Below are 232 nucleotides of genomic sequence, written 5' to 3' on the forward strand. Positions count from 1 at the left end.
GCAGGTTTCGGCCAACCGTTCCTGCGCGAGGAACGCCTGCACCACCTCGAGGGTCTCGAGCACCCTCGCCCGCACCCGGGCCGGGGTGTCGGCCACCGACCCGGCCACCGACCCGATCACCCGCCAGATCAGCGCACCGGGAACCTCCTCGGCCGCAACGGCATCGACGATCGACCTGTGACAGGTCTCGATTCCGGTGACCGTGGTGTCCGCGAGTACCGCGAGCGACGGC

Annotated in this window: 1 protein-coding gene; it reads right to left on the reverse strand. The window is 70.7% G+C overall.

Annotated elements, in window-relative coordinates; all coding sequences use genetic code 11:
• The coding region (locus tag ON32_RS23285) for a hypothetical protein (protein WP_040793156.1) at nt 1–232 on the reverse strand (232 nt) is incomplete at both ends.

It is taken from the genome of Nocardia paucivorans NBRC 100373 (genome assembly GCF_000308675.1).
In the GTDB taxonomy this organism is placed as follows: domain Bacteria; phylum Actinomycetota; class Actinomycetes; order Mycobacteriales; family Mycobacteriaceae; genus Nocardia; species Nocardia paucivorans.